The organism is Curtobacterium sp. C1, from assembly GCF_021049325.1.
Lineage (GTDB): Bacteria > Actinomycetota > Actinomycetes > Actinomycetales > Microbacteriaceae > Curtobacterium > Curtobacterium citreum.
In genome coordinates, this window is the sequence record NZ_CP088076.1 from 1,665,871 (window position 1) to 1,680,554 (window position 14,684).

The 14,684-nt window shown below is 73.2% G+C and carries 10 protein-coding genes; 5 read left to right on the forward strand and 5 right to left on the reverse strand.

The window, feature by feature from the left end; genetic code table 11:
* Position 1: 1 nt before the first annotated feature.
* From LQK89_RS08115 to csrA, 4 genes are read left to right on the forward strand one after another with little or no spacing between them, the layout of a single operon-like run.
* A complete protein-coding gene (locus tag LQK89_RS08115; protein ID WP_231050712.1) occupies positions 2–1,234 on the forward strand; it encodes an EscU/YscU/HrcU family type III secretion system export apparatus switch protein in 1,233 nt (410 codons plus the stop codon).
* Entirely contained in the window at positions 1,231–3,285 is a 2,055-nt protein-coding gene (locus tag LQK89_RS08120; protein WP_144801245.1) for a flagellar biosynthesis protein FlhA, read from the forward strand. The genes LQK89_RS08115 and LQK89_RS08120 overlap by 4 nt, the downstream gene beginning before the upstream one ends.
* Positions 3,260–4,150 carry a hypothetical protein gene (locus tag LQK89_RS08125; RefSeq protein WP_174778520.1) on the forward strand — a complete coding sequence of 297 codons (891 nt, stop codon included), beginning with the start codon at positions 3,260–3,262 and terminating at the stop codon, positions 4,148–4,150. The genes LQK89_RS08120 and LQK89_RS08125 overlap by 26 nt, the downstream gene beginning before the upstream one ends.
* Positions 4,151–4,154: 4 nt before the next feature.
* Positions 4,155–4,424, forward strand: coding sequence for a carbon storage regulator CsrA (gene csrA, locus LQK89_RS08130; protein ID WP_231050713.1), 270 nt, complete (start codon positions 4,155–4,157; stop codon positions 4,422–4,424).
* A gap of 84 nt (positions 4,425–4,508) precedes the next feature.
* Here the strand turns inward: csrA and LQK89_RS08135 are convergent, their stop codons facing one another.
* Positions 4,509–6,623, reverse strand: a complete 2,115-nt coding sequence (locus LQK89_RS08135; RefSeq protein WP_231050714.1) for an acyl-CoA dehydrogenase family protein — start codon at positions 6,621–6,623, stop codon at positions 4,509–4,511.
* A gap of 211 nt (positions 6,624–6,834) precedes the next feature.
* On the opposite strand from LQK89_RS08135, the gene LQK89_RS08140 reads away from it, so the two are divergent.
* Positions 6,835–8,298, forward strand: a complete 1,464-nt coding sequence (locus LQK89_RS08140) for a peptide MFS transporter (RefSeq protein ID WP_144801239.1) — start codon at positions 6,835–6,837, stop codon at positions 8,296–8,298.
* 187 nt (positions 8,299–8,485) lie between these two features.
* On the opposite strand, the gene LQK89_RS08145 is transcribed toward LQK89_RS08140, so the two are convergent.
* The 4 genes from LQK89_RS08145 to LQK89_RS08160 all read right to left on the reverse strand — a co-directional run bounded on the left by LQK89_RS08145 (position 8,486) and on the right by LQK89_RS08160 (position 14,676).
* Entirely contained in the window at positions 8,486–8,794 is a 309-nt protein-coding gene (locus tag LQK89_RS08145; protein ID WP_217508169.1) for a hypothetical protein, read from the reverse strand.
* Positions 8,795–9,008: 214 nt separating this feature from the next.
* The gene (locus LQK89_RS08150) at positions 9,009–12,389 is read right to left on the reverse strand and encodes an ATP-binding protein (RefSeq protein ID WP_231050715.1); all 3,381 of its coding nucleotides are present in this window, start codon (positions 12,387–12,389) and stop codon (positions 9,009–9,011) included.
* On the reverse strand, positions 12,386–13,153 hold the full coding sequence (locus tag LQK89_RS08155; protein ID WP_175326524.1) for a DUF4194 domain-containing protein: 768 nt from the start codon (positions 13,151–13,153) through the stop codon (positions 12,386–12,388). Before LQK89_RS08155 ends, LQK89_RS08150 begins: the two co-directional genes overlap by 4 nt.
* Positions 13,150–14,676 carry a DUF3375 family protein gene (locus LQK89_RS08160; protein ID WP_231050716.1) on the reverse strand — a complete coding sequence of 509 codons (1,527 nt, stop codon included), beginning with the start codon at positions 14,674–14,676 and terminating at the stop codon, positions 13,150–13,152. Before LQK89_RS08160 ends, LQK89_RS08155 begins: the two co-directional genes overlap by 4 nt.
* Positions 14,677–14,684 lie beyond the last annotated feature (8 nt).

A 14,684-nucleotide genomic window follows, 5' to 3' on the forward strand; every position in this document is an offset into this window, starting at 1 on the left:
CGTGTCCGACGGCGGCAGCGGGGAACGGTCCGAGCGGGCCACCCAGAAGCGCATGCAGGAGGTGCACCGGAAGGGGCAGCTCGGCCGGTCGCAGGACCTCGGCGCCTGGGTCGGGATCGCGACGGCGGCGCTCATGATGCCCGCCGCGATCGGCAGTGCCGCCTCGGCCGGGCAGGAGCAGCTGCACGTCGTGCAGCGGGTGATCGCCGACCCCACGACCGCCACGGCTCGGCAGGCGCTCGTCGACGCGTTCGCCTCGATCGGGGCGACGCTCGGCCCGATGCTCGGCGTCGTCGCGGTCGCGGTCGCGGCGGTGTCCGTCGCGCAGGGCGGGGTGCACTTCCGTCGAATGACGCCGCAGCCGGACCACTTCGACCCGGTCGCCGGGATCAAGCGGGTGTTTGGCGTGCAGGCGCTCTGGAACGGGGTGAAGGCGCTGCTGAAGACCGCTGTCGTCGGGCTCGTGCTCTGGTTCGCCGTGCAGTCGCTCGTGCCCGTGCTCATGACGAGCGGCTCGCTGCCGCTGTCCGCGGTGCTCGACGCCGCCGCGGCCGGCACCGGGACGCTCCTGCGCGCCGCCGTCGCCGCGGGGCTGCTCCTCGCCGCGGTCGACGTCTTCGTGGTGGTCCGGCGCAACCGGAAGCGCACCATGATGACCAAGCAGGAGGTCAAGGACGAGTCGAAGCACAGCGAGGGCGACCCCCTCGTGAAGTCGCAGCGACGCTCCCGCCAACTCGCGATGAGCCGGAACCGGATGGTCGCCGCGATCGGTGACGCCGACGTCGTCATGACGAACCCGACCCACTACGCCGTCGCGCTCCGCTACGAGCCGGGGAAGTCCGCTCCGCGGGTGACCGCGAAGGGTGCCGGGCCGGTCGCCGACGTCATCCGCGCCAGGGCCGAGGAGGCCCGGGTACCGATCGTCCGCGACGTCCCGCTCACCCGGGCGCTGCACGCCGCGTGCGAGCTCGGGCAGGAGGTCCCGGTCGACCTCTACACGCCCGTCGCCCGCGTCCTGTCGTTCGTTATGGCGCTCAAGGCCCGCGGTGCCGCGGCGGGCACGCACGCCGCACCCCGTCCGACCACCCCGGCCGAGGTCGCCGCCGTCCTCGACCCCGCCACGCTCAGCGGCGACCTGCGTCCGCGCCGGCTCCGCCCGTCCCGTCCCGCCGCCGACGCGACACCCACCCCGTCGTCGTCCGCGACCTCCGATCCGCAAGGGGTTCCCGCATGAACCGCAAGGACCTGCCGAAGCTCGCCGTCCCCGTCTTCATCGTCGGGATCGTCCTGCTCCTGATCCTGCCGGTGCCGTCGTTCCTGCTCGACGTGCTCATCATCTGCAACATCCTGCTGGCGCTCGTGATCCTGCTCACGACGCTGTTCGTCAAGAAACCGCTCGACTTCTCGGTGTTCCCCTCGCTGCTCCTCGTCGCGACGCTGTTCCGGCTCGGCCTGAACGTCGCGTCCACCCGGCTCGTGCTCGGCGAGGGGTTCGCCGGCGACGTCATCCAGGCGTTCGGCCACGTCGCGGTCTCCGGGTCGGTGATCATCGGCGCGGTCGTGTTCCTCATCCTCGTGGTGATCCAGTTCGTCGTCGTCACGAAGGGTGCCGAGCGCGTCGCCGAGGTCGGGGCGCGATTCACCCTCGACGCCATGCCGGGCAAGCAGATGGCGATCGACGCCGACCTGAACGCCGGCCTCATCACGGACGCCGAGGCGAAGGAGCGCCGCGCGGCCGTCTCCGCCGAGGCCGACTTCTACGGCGCGATGGACGGCGCATCGAAGTTCGTCAAGGGCGACGCGATCGCGGGCATCCTGATCATCGTCATCAACCTCATCGGCGGCATCGCGATCGGCATGCTGCAGAACGGCCTCTCGATCACCGACGCCCTGTCGAAGTACGGCATCCTGACGATCGGCGACGGACTCGTCACGCAGATCCCGGCGCTCCTGATGGCGGTCTCGACGGGCATGATCGTGACCCGGTCCGGCGCGGAGACCGAGATCGGCGCCTCGGCGACGAAGCAGCTGACCCAGTCCCGCAACGCGCTGATGATCGCCGGGGTCGCCGCGATCGCGATGGGCTTCATCCCCGGCATGCCGATCGTCCCGTTCCTGCTCATCGGCGCCGGCCTGCTGTTCGCCGGCTGGCGGCTCGCCCGGCAGGCGAAGCGCGAGGAGCAGGCCGCCGAGCAGCAGCAGGCGCTCGAGGCCGCGGCGCCCACGTCGGACAGCCCCGAGGACCTGCTCGAGCAGATGCGCGTGCACGCCCTCGAGATCCTGCTCGCCCCCGACCTGGTCGACATGGTGTCCGGCGCCTCGGACGACCTGCTCGGCCGGGTCCGCGCGCTCCGTCGGAAGATCGCCGTCGACATGGGGATCGTCGTGCCGCCGGTCCGGACGCGGGACAGCATCGACCTGCCGCCGGCGACCTACGCCATCCGGATCGCCGGCGTCGAGGCCGGCCGGGGGACCGCGCCCGCGCGGAGCGTCCTCGCACTCGGCGACCAGCTCGACGGGCTGCCCGGTGCGGTGACGGTCGAGCCGGTGTTCGGGCTCGCCGGCAAGTGGGTCCCCGCCGAGCTCCGGCACGCGGCGGAGATGACCGGTGCGACCGTGATCGACCGGGTCTCCGTGCTCGTCACCCACCTGCAGGCCGTGATCGGGGACAACGCCGCACGGCTGCTCACGCGCGAGGACGTCAAGGTCCTCACCGAGGGCGTCAAGCAGGTGAACCCGGCCGCGGTCGAGGAGCTCGTCCCCGGCATGCTCTCGCTCGCCGAGGTGCAGCGCGTGCTCCAGGGCCTGCTGTCCGAGCGTGTCCCGATCAACGACCTCGGCCGGATCTGCGAGGCGCTCACCCTCCGTGCCAAGGTCTCGACGGACCCCGAGGGACTCGTCGAAGCCGCCCGCGCCGCCCTCGGTCCGGCCCTGCCCGCGCGCTACGCCGAGGACGGCACGCTCCGGGTGATCATGATCGACCCGCTCCTGGAGCAGTCGATGCTCGAGGGGCTTCGGCCGTCCGAACAGGGCACCCAGATCGTGCTCGACGCGCACCGCATCGAGCAGGTCCTCGGTTCCCTCCGCGACGCCGTGCGCTCGGTCGAGGAACAGGGGCTCTCCGCCGTCCTCGTGTGCGCCCCGCAGCTCCGCCCGGCCGTGCACCGCATGGTCTCCGCGCAGGCGAACGGCCTGCCGGTGCTGTCGTACCAGGAGGCCACCGCCGCGGGCTCCACCATCGAGACCGTGGGGGTGGTCCGTGCCGCCGACCCGATCGCTGCGTAGGGGCCCGACGCTCGAGGCGGTCCGCGAGGCCGTCCGCGCCGAGTTCGGCACCACCGCCCGCATCGTCTCCGCCGAGCGCGTCACGTCCGCCGGCATCGGCGGGCTGTTCCGCCGCGCCCACGTCGAGGCGGTCGTCGAGGTCGCCGACCCGACCACCCCGCCCGTCGCGCGGGTCGCGATCGCGGACGGTCCGGTCGTGCGTGTCGGCATCGCCGCGCTCCTCGCCGACGCCGAGGCGGCCGAGGACCGCATCGCGCGCTCCGACGGCACCGCGACGGCGCGGGCCGACGCGTTCGCGTCGGTGCTCGACGGGTTCGTCGCGGACGGGATCGCACCGCGCGGAGCTGCCGGGGCCGGCCCCGAGCCGGACGCGGGCCTGGTCGACGGGGGCGGGTCGCGCCTCCAGGACGGTGCCGGCGACCAGCCTGGAGGCGCGGTGCCACCGGTCCTGTCGGCCCCCGTCGTGCCGGCGGTGCGGTCCGCCGACGGCGACCTGGTCCTGCTGGTCGGCCGACCGACCGACGTCGACGCAGCGGCCGGCGTCTTCGCGATGCGGCACGCACTCCAGCCGACCGACGCCGCGGACCGGCGTGCCGGGATCCTCGCCCGCGCGGCCGGCGTGCAGGCCGGGCACGCGCTGCTCGGCGTCGCCGCGTGGGACGACGTCGCGACGACCGAGGGCCTCGCGCCGGACCAGGTGTGGGTCGTCGTCGACGTCGGCCGGAAGCACGAGGACACCGTGGCGATGGTGTCGGCGGTGGCGTCGCGCACGCCCGTGGCGGGCATCGTGGCGATCGGCGCGGGGGAGACCGCCACGCCGGAGTCCGTGCACCGGTTGGGGGTCCCGGTCCTGTCGCTAGGCTGACGGGGTGCTGGTACTCACGCGGAAGGTCGGCGAGCGGATCCTCGTCGGTGACGACGTCGTCATCACGGTGCTCGACAGCCGCGGGGACGGCGTGCGGATCGGCATCGACGCACCGCGCGGGGTGAAGATCCAACGCGAGGAGGTCGTGCGCGCCGTCACCGAGGCGAACGCCGAGGCGGCGGCTGCCGCCGCGTCCGCCGGTGCCGCGGGGCCGGACGACGCCGAGGCGCGGCTGCGGGCGGCGCTGGGGCGCACCGCGCCGCACCCCGACTGAGGCGCTCCGCGCCGGACCCCGACTGAGGCCCGGCGCTCCTGCGGCTCCGACTGGGATCCCGCCGCCTGCCCTGGCTGCGGATCGCTACGGCCGGGGCTTCTTCTCCTGCTCGGGCAGGCGTCCGGCGGCGGCCTCGGCCGCGAACCACGCCGCTGCCTCCTCCTGCCGGGCACGCTCCTCGCCGAGGGCGATCGGCGCCCGGACGTGCTCCGGCGCGTAGCCGAACGACTCGATCAGCTGCGGGACGATCGGCCGGATGCGGGCGACGAGCCGGTCGACGTACGCCGACACCGCGCGACCGCGCTGGGCCGACAGTCGACCGTGCAGCAGGTACCAGTCCAGGTGCTGCTCGAGCAGCCCGAGGGCGAACAGGTCGCGCAGCCAGACCAGCGTGCGTCGGGTGTCGCCGGGGGCGACCTCCTCGATCGCGTCCGTGAACGCCTCCCACTGCATGAGCTCCGCGTGCGCCTTCGCCGCCTCGATTAGCTCGTGCTGCGAGCGGTTCAGCAGCTTCGCCGCCTTCGCTCGGTCCTTGCCGGCCGAGGCGAGCCGCAGTCCGATCTCGGTCACCATCGTGTCGACGCGGCCCTGGAGCAGCTCGCGCTGCGTCCGGGGGTCCTGCAGGTCGGTGACGGAGGCCGCGAGCGACCCGCGGTCGGCGACGGTCTGCCCGAGCCGGCGCAGGCCGGACGCGTCGGCGAGCTTCGCGGCCGCCTGGGCGGCGACGAAGCGGGCCGTCGACGCCGGGTCGCGCGGGGCGCGGGCGCGGAAGTCGGTGAGGAGCCGCTTGCCGACGAGCTGCAGCAGGATCGTGTTGTCGCCCTCGAACGTCACGTAGACGTCGAGGTCGGCGCGGAGACCGGTGAGGCGGTTCTCGGCGAGGAACCCGGCGCCACCGCAGGCCTCGCGGCACTCCTGCAGGGTCTCGAGCGCCGACCAGGTCGACATCGACTTGAACGCCGCGGCCTGGGTCTCCAGGTCCTCGCGGCGCTGCGGTGTGTCCTCGCGCCCGCTGAACACGTCGTCGAACGTGCGCAGGAGCTTCTCGTGCGCGAACGACTGCGCGAACACCGTCGCGAGCCGGGGGATCAGGCGACGCTGGTGTCGGCCGTAGTCGAGCAGCACGCCCTCGTCACCGCCGCCGGTCGGGAACTGCCGACGCTCCATCGCGTAGGTCAGGGCGATCTGCAGCCCGATCTTCTGCGCGACCACGGCCGCACCGTCGAGCGAGACCCGACCCTGCACGAGGGTGCCGAGCATCGTGAAGAAGCGGCGTCCGGGCGAGGCGATGGGGGAGCTGTACGTGCCGTCCTCGGCGACGTCGCCGTACCGGTTGAGCAGGTTCGTGCGGGGGACCCGGACGTGGTCGAACCAGAGCCGGCCGTTGTCGATGCCGTTCAGGCCGCCCTTGACGCCGTCGTCCTCGCCGCCGACGCCGGGCAGGAAGGCGCCCTCGTCGTCGCGGAGCGGCACGTAGAAGGCGTGCACGCCGTGGTCGACGCCCGCGGTGACGAGCTTCGCGAACACGACGGCCGCCCTGCCGTGCAGGGCCGCGTTGCCGATGTAGTCCTTCCACGCACCGCGGAACGGCGTGTGGATCTCGAACTCCTGCGTCGCCGGGTCGTAGGTCGCCGTCGTCGCGATGCTCTGGACGTCCGAGCCGTGCCCGGTCTCCGTCATCGCGAAGCAGCCGGGCACGTCGAAGCGGATGATCCCCGGCAGGAACTCGCGGTGGTTGCGCTCGGTGCCCAGATGGTGAACGGCCGAGCCGAACAGGCCCCACTGCACGCCGGCCTTGATCTGGAGCGACGGGTCCGCGGTGGTCAGCTCCTCGAACGCAGCGAGGTTGCCGCCGTGGTTCTCCTGCCCGCCGAACTCGAGCGGGTACGGTCGCTGGATCGCGCCGGCGTCGACCAGGATGCGGAGCTGCTCGAGCGCACGGGCACGGTGCTCGGGGACCGGCTGGCCTTCGATCTTGTGCACCGCGGGGTCCTTCGTCAGTCGACGGGAGATCCGGCGGTCCTCGGCCCACCGTCCGAGCAGGAGCTCGCCGAGGAGCGTCGTGTCGATGCGGACGTCGGTGTCCGTCGAGCCGACCGGGGTGCCGGCCGCCGGGTCGCCGGCGGCGCTGGCGTTCGGGGCCTCGGTCGCCGGGGCTGCGGTCGTCGAGCTGGGGCGTGCGGGGGCGGTGTCGACCATGCGTGGAGCCTTCCTGAACTGCTCTGTCCGTGTTGCAGAACCCACGCTAGGCACCGCGACCGACAGTCGCGTGAACGCCGTGTCGGCCGCACAAGACCGTCGCGCTGCCCGGCGCGCGCGTGGTGGGAACCCTCCAAAACGCGCCGGAGGGATTTTGTTCGCACCCCTGCTCGATTCGGCCGTCGTCGCGAGCGCGGGGCACAGTGGACGGATGTCCAGCACCACCGCACCCGACTCCCGGGAGCACAAGCGCACCTTCTTCGGGCAGCCGTTCGAGCTGTCGACTCCGTTCGCGGTCGAGCTCTGGGAACGGTTCTCGTTCTACGGCATGCAGGGGATCGTCCTCCTGTACATGTACTACACGGCGTCGCAGGGCGGCCTCGGCATCAGCGAGGGAATCGCCACCGGCATCATGGGCGCCTACGGCGGCGCGGTGTACCTGTTCACCATCGTGGGGGCGTGGGTCGCCGACCGGCTCGCGGGTGCGGACCGGACCCTGTTCGGCAGCGCGATCGTCGTGATGGCCGGGCACGTGGCACTGGCGCTCGTCCCGGGGGTCGCCGGGGTCGGGATCGGCCTGGTGCTCATCGCGCTCGGGTCCGGTGGGCTCAAGGCGACCGCGACCACCATCGTCGGCGGGCTGTACAGCCGTGACGACCCCCGGCGCGACGCCGGCTTCTCGCTGTACTACCTCGGCGTGAACCTCGGCGCGTTCGCCGGCCCGCTGCTCACCGGGCTGCTGCAGAGCACCCTTGGCTTCCACTTCGGCTTCGGACTCGCGGCGATCGGCATGGCCGCGGGGCTCGTGCAGTACGCGATCCGCCGTCCGAAGCTCCCTGACGCCGTCCGGCACGTCACGAACCCGGTCGACCGTCGTCGGCTGCCCCTGCTCGGCGGGATCGTCGCCGTCGTGCTCGTGCTCGTCGTGGTGTCCGTCCTGACGGGGCTCCTGACCGTGCGGAACCTGCCGACCGTCGTGGTCGCCGTCGTGGTCGTCGCGACGATCGCCTACTTCGTCGTGATCCTGTCGAGCGGACTCACCGCCGACGAGCGGTCCCGCGTCGTCGCCTTCATCCCGCTGTTCATCGCGAGCGCGGTGTTCTGGTCGCTGTACCAGCAGCAGTTCACCGTCGTCACGGTGTACTCCGACCAGCGCCTGGACCGGTCGTTCTTCGACTGGACGATGCCGGTCTCGTGGATCCAGTCGATCAACCCGGTGTTCATCATCGTGCTCTCCGGCGTCTTCGCGGCGATGTGGACGAAGCTCGGTGCCCGACAGCCCTCGACCCCGACGAAGTTCGCGCTCGGCACGGGCATCATGGGCATCGCGTTCCTGCTGTTCCTGCCCTTCGTCGGCACCGGGGAGAACGGCACGCCGCTCGTCGCCCTCGTCGCGATCCTGCTCGTCTTCACGCTCGCCGAGCTGCTGCTCTCACCCGTCGGGCAGTCCGTCGCGACGAAGCTCGCGCCGCCGAAGTTCCAGACGCAGATGGTCGCGCTGTTCTTCCTCTCGGTGTCGCTCGGCACCGCGGTCACCGGTGTCCTGTCGGCCTACTACGACCCGACGGACGAGGCCCCCTACTTCACCGTGCTCGGCCTGGTCGCGGTCGTCGTGGGTGTCGTGCTGCTCCTGCTCGCGAAGCCGGTGCTGAAGGCCATGCGGGGCATCCGGTAACCTGGAGCGGACCAGCCCGGCCCCGTCACCACAGGAGTCCACCATGCTCGAACTCATCGCAGGCGTCATCATCGGCATCGGCGTCCTCGGGGGCGTCGGCTTCTGCATGGCCGTCGCCGCGATGATGAAGAGCGGCTCCGAGGAGTACTAGGCCGCTCGCCGCCCCGGGACCCGTCGCGGCCCGGGGTCACTCCGCCGGTTCGACCGGCACCAGTTGACGACCCAGGACGGTCGCGCGCTCGAACGGGCCGCGGCCGTCCTCGGTGTGTACGGGCTCGTCGAAGGCGACCACCCACGTGCGCTGGACGCCGCCGAGCTGGTTCCCGCCCGGCGCCACGACGACCCCGACGGGCTCGCCGACCCAGCGGTCCCCGCCGCGCTCCGACGGGACGACCCGGACGAGGGCGCCGATCCCGATGCCGCTCCCGCTCCCGTTGCGGCTCCCGTTGCCTGAGGCGTCGTCGGGCCGGGGGCGGGGAGGTCGTCGTCCGAACACCCGCTCACCGTACCGTGCGTCCCCGGACGCCCCGGACGCCCCGGACGCCCCGGACGCCCCGGACGCCCCGGACCCCCCGGACGCCCCCGGACCCCGAGCGCGGCTCCGCGAGCGTGCACGACGTGCCGCGTGCGTGTTGCCCGGTGGGCGCAAAGTGTCGGCGGGGGACGGCGAGCGTGCCACATGTGGCACGCGCGGCCCCGCCGCGCCGCGCCTACGCCCGGGCGATCTCCGTGATCGACGAGTGGCCCGTGTCGGGGTGCTTCCGCATCGACAGCAGCCGCTCCATCGAGGGTTCGAGCGCGGTGACCTTGTCGAGCGGCGCACTCACCACGAGCTGGAACCCGAGTCGGAGCCACGCCGTCACGGCCCGCCCCGCGAACTCCGAGTCCGCCTTGATGAACGCCTCGTCGAGGAACACCGGCGCGAACCGGGGCCGCGGACGGGTCTCGTCGCCGAGCTGGTAGCGCAGGGCCGCCCCGACGATGAACGCCACGAGCTCCTGCGTCTCGCCGCCGGACTTGTCGCCGAGCGAGGAGTACACGCCCAGGTCGTTGCCGTCGACGTCGTACCGGACGGCCGTGATCTCCATGTGCCGGCGGACGTCCAGCACGGCGTCGCGCTGGGTGGTGCGTCCGCGGGACCCGCCCGGCTCCGGCCGGATGACGGCCATGAAGCGGCGGAGCCGTCGGAAGCGGGTCTCGAGCACGTCGTCGGTCAGCTCGGTGTCCACCGAGGCCGACAGGGCGCGGAGCTCGCGGCGGAACGCGGTGACGTCCTCGCGCGTGACCCGGCGGATCTGGATCTTCAGGCGGTCCCGGTTCGCGCCGAAGGGCAGCTCGCGGAGGATCTCGTTGACGGGCTCGAGCCGCTCCTCGATCTCGACGACCGCCCGGTCGAAGGCCCCGGCGAGCGGCACGAGGTCCTCGCCGCTCCACTGCGACAGCCGCCGACGCCACTCGGTGCGCCGGGCGTGCAGCCCGGTGGCGACGATCTCCTCGAGGATCGCGTGGTAGTCCGGCCACGACGCGACGCTGGTGCCGAGGTTCGGGTCGGGCCACGCGTCCTGGTACCGCTGGAACGTCACGGTCAGGGCGTTCGAGGCCGCCGCAGCACCGTCGAGCGCCTGGGTGAGCCGCTCCTCGAGTCGGCGGCGCAGGCGGCGGGTGGCGTCGTCGAAGCCGTCGATGCCCTCGGGGGCGCCGACCTCCTCGAAGGTCTCGGCCAGCAGCTGCGCCTGCGCGTCGTCGGGCACGCTCCCCGGTGCCGATTCGAAGCGCTCGAGGATCTCCGCGGCGGCGTCCTGCCCGTCGACGAGCACCGCGTGGCGCTCCTCGAGGCGGTTCACCTGCTGCCGGGCACCCGCGCGCCGGTCGGCGGCCTCGTCCAGGGACCGGCGGAGACGGGCCACGGACTCGCGGAGCGTGCGGAGGCCGTCGTCCGCGGCGAGCAGGGCCTGGCGTTCGGCGTCGAGCCGCGCGAGCGACTCGTCCGCACCGGCGACGTCGATGCCGTCCCACGTCGCGTCCACCAGGTGCTGGTGGGCGGCGCGGACGACGTCGAGCGCGGCGAGGTCCTGGGCGACGTCCGTGCGGCGGGCCTCGAGGGTCGCGAGGTCCTGCGCGATCGCCGCGAGCTCCTGCTCGACCGCGGCCACGCGGGCCTCGTTCGTGAACCCGATGACGTTCGACTGCCGCCGGTCGCCGTGCGCGCCGCGCTTGCCGTCACGGAGCTGTCCGGACGGGGTGACCCGTCGGCCGCCGCCACCGAGCTCGGCGGCGGTGTCGACGCACCGGGCGTCGATCCGGTCCGACTCGATGCGCTCCCGCACCCACGTGCTGAAGGGGGAGTCCTTGATGGTGAGCTTGCCGGAGACCATCGCGGGGTCGCCGTCGAGGTCGAGGTGCGGGCCGGTCGGGACGCCCTCGAACTGCACCCGGACGGGCAGCCGCAGGGCGTCGATCGCCTGGCTGAAGTCGGCGAGCCGGTCCTGGTCGACCAGGAGCGTGCGGGCGACGGGCGCCAGGACGGACTCGATCGCCGTGCGCCACTGCTCCTCGCCGGGGAGCACGTCGAGGAGCTCCGCGACGTACGGCAGCGACTCGGGGTCGATCCCGGCCGCGCGCGCCATCGCCAGGCGTGCCTCGTGCATCGGCAGCGGCATCGCTCCCTGCCGGTGCTCGAGCGACTGCCGCTCCTGCCGCAGGGTCCGCTCGCGGTCGAGCAGCGGGTACTCCTCGCGGGTCAGCGCGTCGCGGCGCTCGTCGAGGGCGACGCGCTGCCGGGCGACCGAGCCGAGGAACTCGCGCGAGGTCCGCTGCGCCGCGCCGAACGCGGACTCGGTGTCGAGGGTCAGCCCGAGCGGCGCGGTGCGCTCCTCGAACGTGGCCCGGGTCCGGGCGATGGTGTCCCGCTCGCGCGTGCCGCGGTCGATGCGGTCCTCGAGCTGCGCGAGCGCGTTGCCGCCCTGGTCGCGCAGGCGCCCCTCGGCCTCGCGGAGCTCGATCTCGACGGCCGCGTGCCGGGCCTCCGTTGCGGCGACGTCGGCGCGTGCCGCCGTGCGCTCGCGGGTGTTCCGGTCGACCTCAGCGTCGAGCAGGGCGCGCTTGCGCGAAGCCGTCCAGTGCGCGAACGGCGAGACCTCGGCGCCGGGGGCGATGCCGTCCAGTGCCGCCGCGGCCGCGCGGGACCGTTCGATCTCGGCGTGCAGGTCGACGATCGGCTCGAGGATGCGGACCTTGCGCTCCTCGGTGTCCATCGCCTCGTACGCCTCGTCGAGGGCGGAGAAGTGCGCGAGCGCCCGGTCGGCGGCGTCGTACGTCCCAGGCGTCTCGAGCACCAGGGACTTGTACAGCGCGTCGACGGTCGGCAGGTGCTGGCCGGCCTGGATGCGGGCGAGCAGACGCATCGCCCGGTTGCCGCCGCCCGAGTCGCCGATCCCGAGTCGGGTCTGCAGCGTGTACGCGAGCTCCTGGTAGGTGTCCCGCACGACGAGCCCCGGCACCCGGCTGGTCAGCTCGAGGTGGTGGAACCGCGACGGCACGAACTCCTCGAGCCGGCGCAGGTCGAACGTGTCGTCGACGGTCGCCATCGTCATCTGGATGTCGCCGACGCCGCGCGCCCGCTTCGGCACGACGTACGTCCGCAGCACGGTGAAGCGCCGTTCGTCGTCGTTCCGGAACGTCACCGCGACCGCGCCCCACGTGGTCTGGTCGTCCCCGCGCAGGTTGACGTCGCGCAGGGCGCCGGTCTCCGGGTCCCGTCGCGTGTCGACCTTGCCGCGCAGGTAGGTGAGCAGGTTGCGCTGGTCGGCGCTGCGGGCCCGCCCGGTGGTCGCGTCGTTCGACGCGCCGTTGAACGGCACGTCCGACGGCATCATGACCGCCAGGTACGCGTCCATCAGGGTCGACTTGCCGGTGCCGGAGGCACCGGAGATCAGCGTCGCGGTGCCGGACAGCTCGACGTGCCGGTGGCCGTGGAACCCGCCCCAGTTGACGACCTGCATCGACTCCGCGCGCCACTGCGCGACGGTGTCGAAGAGCGCGTCCATGCCCCAGGCGGGCATACCGGAGGGGTCGGTCGCGGTGTCGGTCATGCGCTCGGCTCGCCTTCGTCGTCGGTGTCGGTGGGCTCGGCCGGGAGGCTCGTCCCGGCGCCGTCCGTCGGCTCGCCACCGGCGGCGGTCACGTCGCGCAGCCAGTGCTCGAGCTCGCGGAGCTGCTCCAGTGGGAGGAGCACCTCGACGACGCTGGCCACCCGGAAGCGGTCCGGGTCCGAGGTCTTCACGAGGACCCGGGCGGTCACCAGGCGGTCGATCGCCTTCGCGACGCGGGACTCGTCCCGGGTGCGGTCGGTCGACGGCGGGAGGAACCCGGCGACGTGCCCGGTGATCTCGGACCGGTCGACGACGACCTGGTCCAGGCCCGGGCGGGGGTCGGCGCGCAGCCGCATCCGCAGGTAGACGAGGACGATCGTCTCCTCGCGCGTGTACGGGACGTCGCGCAGCAGCGTCGGGAAGGCCCGGCGCTGGCTCTCCGAGCGGGCCTGGCGCTTCCAGGCGACCTCGCGGTCCCGGTCGACGTGCAGTTCGAGGAACAGGTCGTTCAGCCGTGAGCGGAGCTGGTGCTCGCCGTCCAGCACCGCGCGCCACTCGTCGGCGTGCGTGCGGGCGCTGACGTACGTGCTGCGGAGCAGCGCGACGAACGCACGCCGCTGCGGCTCGTCGAGCCGTCCCTCGTCGCCCTCGAAGAGGGCGAACGTGGTCTCGTCGCGTTCGTCGTCACCGGTCGTGTCGACGCCGCCGAGGTCCGTCTCGTCGCGGTCCACGCTGTCGACGGGAGCCGTCGTCGTGTCGCTCACCGTGCCTCCTGGCCGTTGTCGTGGTCGTGCTGGGTGTCCGCCGGCGCGCCGGTCAGGGACGCCGTGGGCATGTGGAAGGTGACCGTCTCGCCGTCGGGACGCACCGTGCGGTGCGGCACCACGTGCGTGGCGGTCTCGAAGTCGTCGTTCCCGGTGAGCAGGTGCGCCAGGCCGAACAGCTCGACCGGCCGGCGCTGCTCCGGCGGGAGCGCGTGGAAGGCGTCGGCGCTGTCCGCGGCGTCGCGGAGCGCGGCGCGCAGCTCCGCCAGGAGCGGGCCGCCGTGCCGACGGAGGCTCTCGACGTCGAGTTCCTCGAAGACGTCGTCGTCCGGCTCCTCGATGGGCGGCGGGACGGCGTCGTTGTCCGGGTCGTGGAAGCGTTCGCGGAGCGTGCCGACCTCGGCCGTCGCGGGGAGCAGGCCGAGCGGGACGCGGTCGCGGGCGCTGCCCTGCTCGATCCACGACGCCAGGCCGCGGTTCACGGAGCGGAGCACGGCGTCGAGCTCGCGGTCCCGGACGACGTCGTGCGCGACGATCTGGTCGCGCAACGTCGCCGTCAGCTGCCGGCGCTGGGCGAGGACGTCCTCGATGCCCTGGCGGAGGATGCCGACCGTGTTGCGGAAGGCCCGGCGCTCCCCGGACCCGAGCGTGTCCGCGAACGGGTGCGCCAGGATCGTGGCGATGTCGTCCCGGAGCCGCAGGAGCAGGGCGTCGTCGCGGAGCAGCTCGAACGCGCCCTCGAACGCACGGCCCTCGGGCGTCGCCTGCATGAGGTCGTCCGTGCGGGCGAGGTAGTCGTCGAGGATCTCGCCGATCGGGCGCACCTCCTGCCGGAAGTCCTCGACGATCGAGCGGTGCATCGCGGCGACCGCCTCCTCGACGCGCTTGAAGTCGCTCGGCAGCTGGCGGATCAGGTCGGAGATGTTCGTGTAGCCGTCGCGCATCCGGTGGTCGTCGACCGTGACGACCTCGTCGCCGTTCGCCAGGCGGTCCCGCTCGGCCTGCAGCTCGGCGATCTGCGCGTCGAGCCGTCGGACCTGCACGTCCGGGTCCGGTTCGGCGCGCGCCGCCCATCGGTGCACGGCGTCGACGATCATGGCGAGCCGGCTCTCGCTGATGAGGGCCCGGTCGGCGGCCAGTGCGTCGACCATGCTCAGGGCCTCGAGGGCGTGGCTCGTCAGGGAGTACTGCTCGTCGCCGTCGGGGGAGTTCGAGCGCACGAGCCACTGCGCCGCCACCCAGTCACGGCAGAGCGCACGGCCGTTCGGACGCGCGGTGGTGTCCGTCGGCTCGCCCGAGGTCTGGTCGCTCGCGGGCACGCGCGCGCCCGTCGCCTGCAGGCGCGCGACGTGCTCCTCGACCTGCAGGTGCATGCGGTCGGCGGGGACGTACTGGACGTCGCGGTCGAACACCGTCCGGAACACGGCGAGGACGGCGGCGCTCGTCGGGCGGGACATGAGCCGGAGTGTCGGGCGGTCGAGGACCGCACGGACGCGGGCGAACTCGAGGTCGACGTCGGTCATGGGTCCTT

Coding starts and splice junctions, on each gene's coding strand:
- LQK89_RS08150 (WP_231050715.1), bottom strand. CDS start 12,389: ATGACCGACACCGCGACCGACCCCTCCGGTATGCCCGCCTGGGGCATG.
- LQK89_RS08160 (WP_231050716.1), bottom strand. CDS start 14,676: ATGACCGACGTCGACCTCGAGTTCGCCCGCGTCCGTGCGGTCCTCGAC.
- LQK89_RS08120 (WP_144801245.1), top strand. CDS start 1,231: ATGAACCGCAAGGACCTGCCGAAGCTCGCCGTCCCCGTCTTCATCGTC.
- LQK89_RS08135 (WP_231050714.1), bottom strand. CDS start 6,623: ATGGTCGACACCGCCCCCGCACGCCCCAGCTCGACGACCGCAGCCCCG.
- LQK89_RS08140 (WP_144801239.1), top strand. CDS start 6,835: ATGTCCAGCACCACCGCACCCGACTCCCGGGAGCACAAGCGCACCTTC.